The organism is Clostridium sp. (genome assembly GCF_036569345.1).
In the GTDB taxonomy this organism is placed as follows: domain Bacteria; phylum Bacillota; class Clostridia; order Clostridiales; family Clostridiaceae; genus Clostridium_AD.
Window position 1 is genome coordinate 16,325 of the sequence record NZ_DATCQT010000214.1, and the last position, 11,018, is coordinate 27,342.

Here is an 11,018-nt window from a genome sequence, read left to right on the forward strand (position 1 = left end):
ATAAAGTCAACTTCTAAATTAATTTAGCTATAAAGGATATTGCTTCTGCTGCTGGAACTAATAAAAACTGAGCTAAAATCGTTCCTACTATCAATCCACCAACAATAAAAATTATACATCTATCAAAATGTAATTGGCTACAATCTCCCTTTATTACATCATCTGTTAGAATCGATATATATGGGTCTATGAATATAACCATAATTATTGTTGCCATTCCAGTTATCACTGCTGATAATGTACTGCATGTGGTCCTTAGTTCTGGATTTAGACATCCTGCATACAATGATGCTAAAACCCCAACAGTCGATATTGAAAAAGCTAAGGTATTAAGTAAAATGATTTTTTTAGGCATCAATTTAAAACTTTTTAATTGTGCCAAATTTTCTTTTCTAGGTTTTGTAACACTCCCTCTAAATTGTTCTATTCCTGATTTTGAAAACGCATGTAATAATAATTTAGGTATAGAACGATTAATGCTAAATGATTCTACAACTTTTCCAAAAACTTTTATAAATGTTGGCATTAATGCTGAGCCAATAATGGTTGCTATTGTTGTAGAAAATAAAATCCATCTGAATGTAGATAATAGACTTTGAGGGTTACCTACCTTTATGGTACCTTCTATTGTTTTAGCTAGCAGTGGTGCTTGAATCGTGTTTGCGGTTCTAGAAACTAGCGCAAAGATATTGAAAACTGCAAAAGATACTGCTATTCTTCCTGTTCTTACAGCAACAATTCTTACGGAGTAAGCCAGAGTTGAAATTATAGAAATAATAACTGTAAGAATTAAAACTATTATTATTTGTGTAGACATTTACCATCCTCCGTTAACTTTGAAATATAATAATCGTGTTTAATATTACTAGTATAAATTCTTTCATATATACTTTCCACCTTCTAATTCATAACAAAATGCCATTCAATCGTTCCTAATTATAACCATGTTAAATAAATAATTCCATTACTATTGTATAAATTACAATTTAACTCTTTATCCAAATTAACTAAAAGAGCGCAAAATTCAATGTAATTTTGCGCTCAAAAGAAATCCGGCAGCCTTAACGGCTAAAATATTTTTTAAAACGTTAAATATATTTGTATTGAAATTAGGTCTTTTTCTTAGAGAATGCTAACAAAAGTATATATTGTGTAGAATTTGTACCTTTATGATCAAAATAGAATCATCAGATGTTTCTTTAATTGAGAACAACTATAATTAGTTGTATAGCTCACTGAGTGTAATAACCGGTATAAAAAACAAGTATGAAAGTTTCTCCATAGTGACTTGCAATAAGAAGCGCAGAAACATTGAAATTTCATTTAGAAATTCTTCTTTTGCCAACATATAATTCTTGTGAACCTGCCAGGACGGCAGGTTAGCGAATTTGAGCCAGGACGGCGAATGTGAGCGCCAGAGAATTTTATATTTGCAAAAGATTAGAATTTCTTAATGGAATTTCCTGTTTCAAGATCTTATTGCAAGGCATGCAGGAGAAACTTCATACTTTCTCTATTCCTTATCTTTGTCTTTGTTTTTTAATTTGTCCATCACATCTTTAAATGTTTCGTCATTCACATTTACTATAGTAGTATCTTTTGGTACCACCCTTGGTACAACTACTATTCCTAGTCTCTTGTTCCCAGCCATATTGTTATAACTAATATTTTCTAATATTCCAGATGATTTTTTAATTTTAAAAGATAAAGAAGTGAAATTCCCCTTGATTATACTAAAAATTTCTTCTTCGCATTCTATTTCTTTGTCATTAATCCGAACTATTAGATCTCCACTTTCAATTCCCATATGAAAAGCAGGAGATTGTGGGGCTACTGCAAGAACCATAATTCCCTCTTCACTACTAACGAATTTAGGTTTTGAAGTTGACTCCATATGTTTTTCTAGTACTAGCATGCCTTCGTGCAGCCCTGCAGCAAATATTAAAACAAATAATTGGTAAACTCCCCCTAGTACTGCTAAATGCGATACGGCAGTTAAAAGCACTCCATAACCTATTGTTAAAGCTCCTGAAGTAAGGGTCTTCCGGCGCTTACTCTTAGTAAAAGTAATACTGCTGTACCCTATAACTCCATATAAAGCAATAAAAGCTATAACTGAATTTTTCCCTATTTGATTCAATATATTTCCTTTTATTAAATGCCACCACTGTGGCATCATTACGCCCTGTCCAACCATTTGATCTGATGTAGTTGAACTTAAAAGTATAAGTAAAGCAATTGGTAATGCCCAATATCTTTTTAAAGCAAATCCACCAATAATTTTATTATCTCTGTTAGTAAATACAGGAATAGCTCCTCTTGACCCATCTAACATTATTAAACTTCCCTCAATAATATGTAATATTCCAACCAAAGTCATTAAGGTCAGAATATCTATGTTTATGAAATTTAATTGTGGCATATGTAATATATTAGCTGCATACTTAAACACTAAACTGGCTATACCCAAAGCTGCACCTGAATAAGAAAAACAAATAAATCTAGGCTTAACTGCCATAAAAAATAATGACACCATAAACAATAAATAAATATTTGAATTCTCATCAAAAACTAATCCCGAAAATGTAAATATTAAACTTGCTATTGCCCCTGCAAAAATTCCTATTACAATTTGAGATATAGTTAGTTCGAAGGGTGAGTCTAACCTTTCTCCCATTATCATTTTTTGCATAGTTGCGATTTTTTTATTTTTATTATAAAAAATCAATGTTATCATTATTAAAATAACCGCATTTGAAGGGTCTGCAATTGCATAAGCAACTGATCTTAAAGTATGTAATGCAATCTCCATTGGGTAAAATCCTCCTCCCATATTAATCTTAAACTGGTCATATTTATCACACAGCCTATGTAAATAAGTAAATCAACACTAAAGGTGTTGATAACATCACCTTTAGTACTTAAATGTTCTTAAAAACAAGTATCTACCAAATTTTTGGTAGATACTTGTTTTTGTTTTAATATACTTATATTATTACTTAATTTTATTCTTAGCTAGCTCTAAAGCTTTTATAAACTGTGGATCTGTTTTTCTATCATATACTTTCTCTTTAAGTGCTGCTGGGTATACAACAGAAACTTCTGGTTTTATTCCAATATGCTGTATATTCTCACCATTCGGAGTATAATATTTTGATATAGTTACTTTTAATGCAGTTCCATCATTAAATCCCTCAGCACTTGTGTATAACATACTTTGAACAATACCTTTGCCAAAGGTTTTTTCTCCCACTAAAGTACCAACCTTATAGTCCCTTATAGCACCTGCAAAAATTTCTGAAGCACTAGCACTTCCTGCATCTGTTAATACAGTTAATGGCATACCTATCGCAAGTCCACCCGTAGATTTATACTCTGTCTTTTTCTTATTTTTATCTATTGTATATACAATATTCTTTCCTTTAGGTACAAAGTTAGAAGTTAAAGCTACAACCTGATCTAAAAGTCCGCCAGGATTTCCTCTGACATCCACTATTAGACTTTTCATACCCTTACCTTGCAATTCTGCTAATTTTTTAGCGAAATTCTTTGAAGTATTTTCATCAAACATTGTAAGTTCTATATATCCAACATTGTTATCTAACATTTCACCTTTAACTGTTACCAAATCAATCTTAGCACGTTCCATGCTTACATTAAAGTTTCCTTTTCCTTTTCTATTAATAGTTAAGGTTACTGCTTCACCAGCTGTTCCCTTCATCATTGCAACTGCTTTTTCTAATTCTTTGGCAGTTACTTTTGTGGAATTCACCTTTTCTATAACATCCCCAGAAGTTAATCCTGCTTTTTTAGCTGGTGATCCATCAATGGGTGCAATTACAACTATGTTATCATCTTTAACTCCTACTTGCAGTCCAAGCCCAGTGTAAGCTCCTTGCGTTTGAGAACTAAAATCCGTAAATTCTTTTTTGTTCATGAAAACTGTATAAGGATCCTTTAGGGAATCAGTCATACCCTTTACAGCCCCTTCAACTAAAACATCATCACTAATCACACCGTCGTAATACTCATATAACTTATTTCTCACCAAAAATAGTTTTTGAAATTTTAATACTTGGTCGTAAGTGTCTCTTCCAATCAATACTTTACCATTTGGAAATCTTAAGGAAATTTGAGTTGATACAAACAAAGTCATGGCATTAGTAACGATAACCAAAACTACAATCCATATAATCCATTTCTTTTTTTTCATTTTAGAATTCCCATTTCCATTTTGTACAAGTCTAAATTTTTCAGGTTTATTTTCATCGCCCAATTTATACACCTCTTTGCAATTCTCTATATATTATTTATGTAATTATAATATATTTATAACACTAACAAGAAAATAAATATATTTAATTGCATTTCAAAAGGAAAGTAATCCACTTCTACACAATCAAGAATTTTCTTATTGATATAGCACTTCCTATTGCGCCAATAAATAAACCACCTAACATGAATTCCCATAAAGTACTGCTTAATATGATATGAGGGTTTATTAGAGAAATACCTAATACCGCACTAGTATATTTCTGGAAAACAAATTTATAAGCATAATATAGCACTCCAGTAGAAATAATTGCTCCTGATATTCCCAGCATCATACCTTCAATAATAAATGGCCATCTTATAAACCAATCAGTAGCTCCAACAAATTTCATAATACCTATTTCTTTTTTCCTAGAATATACCGTTAGTTTAATAGTGTTTCCAATTAAGAACAAAGATACACTTATTAGAATTATAAATAATGCAAATCCTATTATTTTAAGGGTATTGGTTATACTTATAATTTTATCAACGACCTCACGAACATCCTTAATCTGATCTATACCTTTTAGTCCTGTGGCAGCCTTAACTACATTATTTACTACTTCAGGGTTTTCTACCCTTACAATATATGCATTTGGAAAAGGATTTTCCTTTTCTAATCCTTGCACTAAGGCTTCACTATCTTTGCCGAATTGTTTTTTTACTTTTGCTAGTGCATCGGCCTTATTTTCAAACCTAGTATCTGAAACTCCATTAACTTTACTTATGGCATTTTCTATAGCTAATTTATCCGATATTGTTATATTATCTTTAAGATAAATTTTCACCTCTAACTTAGATCCTAACTCTTTAACCCCTGCATTAACATTAAAAACGATCAATAAAAATACGCCTAAAATAAACAAAGTAGCTGCCACTGTAGCCACCGAAGCTACACTAACTGTTCTATTCCTTTTTAAACTCTTTAAAGCATCGATAACAAAATATTTAACTGTACTAATCTTCATAACCGTATCTTCCTCTCTGCTCATCTCTAGCAAGAATACCTTTTTCAATAGCCACTACTCTCTTTTTCATAGAGTCTACTATATTTTTTGCATGTGTTGCCATAACTATTGTGGTACCAGCGCTATTTATATCATTTAAAACGTCCATAATTCCTAATGCTGTTTCAGGATCCAAGTTTCCTGTTGGCTCATCTGCTATTAACAAACTCGGATTATTTACTATAGCCCTTGCAAGTGAAACCCTTTGTTGCTCTCCACCTGAAATTTCATGAGGAAATGCATTATGTTTTTTTGATAATCCAACTAAATCTAAGACCATAGGTACTTTTTTCCTAATATCCCTTGGAGAAGCTTCTATAACTCTAAGTGCAAAAGCCACATTTTCATAAATATTTAAATTGTCAATTAATTTAAAATCCTGAAAAACAACTCCAATTTTTCTTCTAAAATAAGGTATCTGTTTCCTAGCTAATTTTGTTATGTCCTTACCGTCTACAATAACATTGCCTGTAGTGAGCTCTATCTCTCTTAAAAGTATTTTAATAAAAGTAGATTTTCCTGCTCCACTAGGACCTACAAGAAATACAAATTCCCCTTTTTCAATAGTAAGATCAAGGTTCGACAACGCTATTACATTATTATCATAAATCTTAGTTACTTTATTAAATTGTATCATATTAAACTCTCCTTACCTTGTTTATGTAATTTGTTTATGTAATTTGTTCATGCAAATTTACTAATAACATTATACCATAGCGACCCGGCATGTAATAATATTTTTTATAAAATTTTCGTGAATAATAAAAAAAATAATAAAAATAAGGGCACAAAGTGCCCTTATTTCTTTATAAGCCTACACTAATTAATAATGCAGAATCTACTTTTTTCATATCGCCTTCAGTCATATGACCAATTTTTTCTTTTAATCTTTTTTTATCTAGAGTTCTTATCTGTTCAAGCAAAACTACAGAATCTTTGTTTAGACCATACTCTTCTGATGAAATCTCAACGTGAGTAGGGAGTTTTGCTTTATTTATCTGAGAAGTAATAGCTGCAATAATAATAGTGGGACTGTACTTATTACCAATATCATTTTGAAGAATAATTACTGGTCGAATCCCACCTTGTTCTGAGCCTACAACCGGACTCAAATCAGCATAAAATATATCTCCTCTTTTTACTATTGTTGTCATTTGACAAATCACTCTCCGAAAGCTTAACTTCGTATTCTTTAAAGTCTTTAATATCATTATCGAAACCCATGTTAGCTATTTTTAAATTTAGTTCAGCCATTTCTAAATATCCTTGTTTCATTTCATCTATATAATTAAGTTTTTTCTTTTCCTCAGTATATAGTATTATAGCTTGTCGAATAAATGCACTCCTTTTTTTACAATCTTTTGTAAGTGCCTTATTAAATTCAATATAAAGTTTTTTTGAGAGGTTTATTACTAGTTTCTTTGATGTCGACATAGAAAATTTAATACCTCCTAATTAGTAAAGCAACAATATGTATGAAAATATTATAATTCAACCTATGTCAATCTGTCAAAGAAATTATTCGGATTTTCGCCTTTTTTCAACAAGTAATCTTATACTTATGTATTCTAATCTACATACAAAATGTAGATTTTACACATATTTTCTTATTTTTACAACCTTACCATTTCTAACGTACACTCTTGGAACTCTTTTACCAACCATGCAAACTACTTCATAGCTTATAGTGCCTATTAGCTCCCCTACTATATCTGCTGTAAATTTATTTTTTCCATCCTCGCCTATTAGTATTACCTCATCCCCAACTTTTACTCCGTTAATCCCAGTAACATCAACCATGCATTGATCCATACAAATTCTACCTATTACCGGAGCAAATTCACCCTTTAATATTACCTTTGCCTTTTGAAATAAAAGTCTTGTATATCCATCAGCATATCCAATTGGAAGTGTAGCTATAACACTTTTTTCCTTTGTTTTATACTTTCTTCCGTAACTTACGTATTCTCCAGGCGGTAGTGTTTTTATGTGTACTACATTTGTTTTTAAGGTCATCACAGGTAATAAATCTATCTTCTCCTTATTTACCTCCTCAGATGGATAATAACCATAAATTATTATTCCTGGACGTACTGCCTCATAATGTGTTTCTGGCAAATCTATAATAGCAGCACTATTGGCAATATGCCTTATATTTATGTACACCTTTTTCTCTTTTAATTTTTCATAAAAAACATCGTATTTTTTCACTTGCTCATAAGTATAAGTTTTATCTTTTTCATCTGCACTAGAAAAATGACAAAACATTCCTTCTATTATTATATTAGGTAGTTTGCTGATATTATATACTTCCTCTACACTCTCGTCATTTGGTAAATAGCCTATCCTTCCCATACCTGTATCTAGTGCAATGTGAACTTTAGCTATTTTATTTTTCTTTAAAGCCATTTTTGATATTTTTTTTGCAAACTCATAAGAAAATACAGTTTGTTCAATATCATATTTTAATAAATTATCTATTAAATTTGGTGGTGTAAATCCTAAAACCATTATTGGGCATTCTATACCTGAACGCCGTAGTTCTATTGCTTCGCTTTGAATGGCTACAGCTAATCTATTAGCGCCATTTTCCAGGAGCACTGGGGCTACATCTACTGCACCATGTCCATAGGCATCTGCCTTTACAACAGCTATAATATTCTCGCTATTCGAAATTCGCCTAATCTCTCTCATATTATGAGCCAACTTATCTAAATCAATTTCTGCCCACACAGGCCTTAAATGTTTAAACATGACCTTCACCTCATTTGTTATTTAAATTTAATTTATACTACGGGACTTTAAACTCTGATGGTTCAACCTCTGGGTTAGGAATAAAATTAGTATAAGTTATATCAATTTTTTCACTACCCTTGATATCGTAAATCACCATTTTATCTGGCACCATTTTTTTATTATTCACGTATAGTAATGCTCTATTAATGTTTTTATTACTACCAGGAATAAATAAATCAATTACAGTATATTCGATACCATTAATATTTTTGGTAGCATATTTTATTTCCTCATCAGTATATAATAATCCTATGTATTCTCCAATAAAACTTAGTTTAAAAACTTCATCAAAATCCTTACTCTGTACATACTTTGTACCACTATTTTTGTCGTTAACGTAAATTTTATCATCGTCTTTAAAAATAAACACTCTGCTTTTGTTTAGTTCTAGTTTGTATCCACCTCCCCGCAAATAGGATTGTTTTGCCTTATAGTTAATTGTCTGTTTAACATTTTTTACATCCATATTCATGTCTGTAGTATAACTATCCATATTTTTCAAAAAATTTGTAATGTCATTAGTATCCTTTGGTTTCTTATCACATGAAGTTAGTAATAAAGAACTTAAAATTAGTAAAAGACTTAAAAATAATAGTGAACACTTTTTCATTGTTATCCTCCTAGCATTTCTCTAGAGACATAAAACAATTATCAATGTTATTCGCCATAACAATTTGCTCTAATACTAATACTATTATTAATGCTCTCATACTATTACTAAAATAACTAATTACAAGGAATCAGATTTTACTGCTGTTTGTGTATTTCTTTCCTCAACTTTTTTTTCAACTTCTACTATAGCATAAGCCACAGCGCTATCTTCCCCATGAGATATACTTAGATGGACATAACACTGACCTTCTTTATTAGCTATCAACTTTGCTTTACCTTTTAAAATTACTATTGGTTTTCCAAGAGTTGTCCTGTCGATTTCAATATCTTTAAAATCAAACCCTCTAAAGCCTGTACCTAAAGCTTTAGCTACTGCTTCTTTAGCAGCAAATCTTCCAGCCACATATTCAGCCCTTAAATTTCTATTTCTAAGATATTCTAATTCAATTGTCGTAAAAATTTTTTCTAAAAATTTATCATTGCTGTCCATAGCTTTTTTTATTCGCCTAATTTCAACTATGTCAGTACCTACACCAAGAATCATAATCATCACTCCTACGTTTAATCTATGTTTTTATATTTAATTTTTACATTTCACGAAGCACAGATTTTAACTTTATCATTATATAATATATTAAAATTATCATTATTTATAGTTTTATTTTTAATTTTACATATGTTTTATAACTTTCTATTGTATAACAAAAAGAGGAGAACCCACCTTACAAGGCTTAGTCTCCTCAAGAGGAGTATACTCTTAAAAAAGAGAACTCTCCTCGAAATGCTAATTCAATTCGCAATATTAACAAGTAACTATGTTTTTTAACATTTCATCAAAATCACTAGTATATTCATCAATATACTCGCCCAATATGTCTATCATGTGAATAGGTGATACTGTGTTATCATATAGCATTTTTATAAGATTTTTAACTTTATATCTTTGTGGACTTATGTTTTCTACACAATCTCTTTGTATGTGAATCACCGAACCATTCGATATGTCTTGTCTTTCTATTTCAATACCATAAGCATGCACTTTAGTTAACTCATCATACATTGAAACAGAGATTTGACTTTTTACTAGTCTATAAAAATAAGTATAATTTATATCACCATTTGTTACTTTTTTATATAAATTTTCTACAACTACCATATCTGTTTTCCCCCCCATACTTATGCTATGAGAATACAGTAACATTACTTTTTAAAAAATTCTGTCATTTTATGAAATACAATCAAAAGAGATTATCTCTTTAAACTGACAACTTCAACCCTTTACACCCATAAAGCCACGATTAACATAAAATAGTGAGGTTCAAAAATATATATTAGTAACAATATTTTGTCGAAATTGTAATATATATGGCTAAAAGTTTTTTAATTAAAATTGAATATTTTTTTAAATAATTGGAATTATTCTTTGTAACTACCCTTAAACTATTAAAATATAGTTATTTTGTAAATGTTTATCATAATACTTGATTGTTTAATTTAATTTTTTCTTTGTTTTTTAATTTCATTATGCTATTTGTAAATTTTTGTATTTGTTTCTTTCAGCATTTTATATCGATCAACACCAATGTATTTGCATAAATCTTCTAATATTAGCAATACTGCAATAACTATAGTACAATCACCCTTGATATAATCCTCTAAAGCAAATCTATTTTTATATATAATCATATTCGTTTGTTTACAACTAATATTTTTATATAATTCATTAAGAGTATTATACAAGATTGAATATGAAATTAATATAAAATCACTCTTTGATTTATCGGTTCCATTAACTACTCCTCTAATAATTCTATTTAAAGAAGTGTTTTTGTAATACTCTAGCATTTTTAAGGTGTAACTATCCTCAATGAATTTACCTACTATTTCTGCATCTATTAGAGTTATTTCACCTTTTGTATTGAAGAATACACCTGCATCTAAAATTTCACTTTTTTCATCATTAATTTCTGCCATCATTTTCTTCATCCTAGAATTGAAGTAGCTAGTAAATTCACCTTTTACGATGAAAAACTCAAGCTCTTTTGCAGACACAACATAAACTAATTCAGAAAAATTCTTGTAAGCCTTGTTTAAATAATTTTTATTATTACTGTCCATCTCGCTCATAAATATATCTCTCCCCACTATAATCAATTAGTTGAGAATTCTCAATTGCATTTTTTTTAGTGTGGCTATATAAATCTAAAACTATACTAATAATTTTTTACTATGTTGCTTATTTACTAAAAAATATATTAACAACAATTATGGTCACTACAAAATAATACC

Annotated in this window: 12 protein-coding genes; all 12 read right to left on the reverse strand. The window is 30.0% G+C overall.

The features are described 5' to 3' along the window. Positions 1–13: 13 nt before the first annotated feature. On the reverse strand, positions 14–817 hold the full coding sequence (locus VIM70_RS22565; protein WP_331948023.1) for a lipid II flippase Amj family protein: 804 nt from the start codon (positions 815–817) through the stop codon (positions 14–16). Positions 818–1,513: 696 nt separating this feature from the next. Next, entirely contained in the window at positions 1,514–2,812 is a 1,299-nt protein-coding gene (locus tag VIM70_RS22570; protein WP_331948024.1) for a PDZ domain-containing protein, read from the reverse strand. 183 nt (positions 2,813–2,995) lie between these two features. Continuing rightward, positions 2,996–4,213 (reverse strand): S41 family peptidase, encoded by a 1,218-nt coding sequence (locus VIM70_RS22575; protein WP_331948035.1) that lies wholly within the window; start codon positions 4,211–4,213, stop codon positions 2,996–2,998. Positions 4,214–4,391: 178 nt separating this feature from the next. Next, positions 4,392–5,282 carry a permease-like cell division protein FtsX gene (ftsX, locus tag VIM70_RS22580; protein ID WP_331948025.1) on the reverse strand — a complete coding sequence of 297 codons (891 nt, stop codon included), beginning with the start codon at positions 5,280–5,282 and terminating at the stop codon, positions 4,392–4,394. Then, positions 5,272–5,958 (reverse strand): cell division ATP-binding protein FtsE, encoded by a 687-nt coding sequence (gene ftsE, locus VIM70_RS22585; protein WP_331948026.1) that lies wholly within the window; start codon positions 5,956–5,958, stop codon positions 5,272–5,274. The genes ftsX and ftsE overlap by 11 nt, the downstream gene beginning before the upstream one ends. Positions 5,959–6,127: 169 nt before the next feature. After that, complete coding sequence (locus VIM70_RS22590; protein ID WP_331948027.1) at positions 6,128–6,475, reverse strand: type II toxin-antitoxin system PemK/MazF family toxin; 348 nt, start codon at positions 6,473–6,475, stop codon at positions 6,128–6,130. Further along, a complete protein-coding gene (locus VIM70_RS22595) occupies positions 6,435–6,755 on the reverse strand; it encodes a CopG family transcriptional regulator (RefSeq protein WP_331948028.1) in 321 nt (106 codons plus the stop codon). Before VIM70_RS22595 ends, VIM70_RS22590 begins: the two co-directional genes overlap by 41 nt. A gap of 159 nt (positions 6,756–6,914) precedes the next feature. Further along, positions 6,915–8,075: an alanine racemase gene (alr, locus tag VIM70_RS22600; RefSeq protein WP_331948029.1), complete on the reverse strand. Its 1,161-nt coding sequence runs from the start codon at positions 8,073–8,075 to the stop codon at positions 6,915–6,917. A gap of 37 nt (positions 8,076–8,112) precedes the next feature. Further along, a complete protein-coding gene (locus VIM70_RS22605) occupies positions 8,113–8,727 on the reverse strand; it encodes a germination lipoprotein GerS-related protein (protein ID WP_331948030.1) in 615 nt (204 codons plus the stop codon). Positions 8,728–8,847: 120 nt separating this feature from the next. Then, positions 8,848–9,273 carry a holo-ACP synthase gene (gene acpS / locus VIM70_RS22610; protein ID WP_331948031.1) on the reverse strand — a complete coding sequence of 142 codons (426 nt, stop codon included), beginning with the start codon at positions 9,271–9,273 and terminating at the stop codon, positions 8,848–8,850. Positions 9,274–9,531: 258 nt separating this feature from the next. After that, on the reverse strand, positions 9,532–9,885 hold the full coding sequence (locus VIM70_RS22615; RefSeq protein WP_331948032.1) for a DUF6514 family protein: 354 nt from the start codon (positions 9,883–9,885) through the stop codon (positions 9,532–9,534). A 371-nt stretch (positions 9,886–10,256) separates the two neighbouring features. Beyond that, positions 10,257–10,856, reverse strand: a complete 600-nt coding sequence (locus VIM70_RS22620) for a hypothetical protein (RefSeq protein ID WP_331948033.1) — start codon at positions 10,854–10,856, stop codon at positions 10,257–10,259. Positions 10,857–11,018 lie beyond the last annotated feature (162 nt).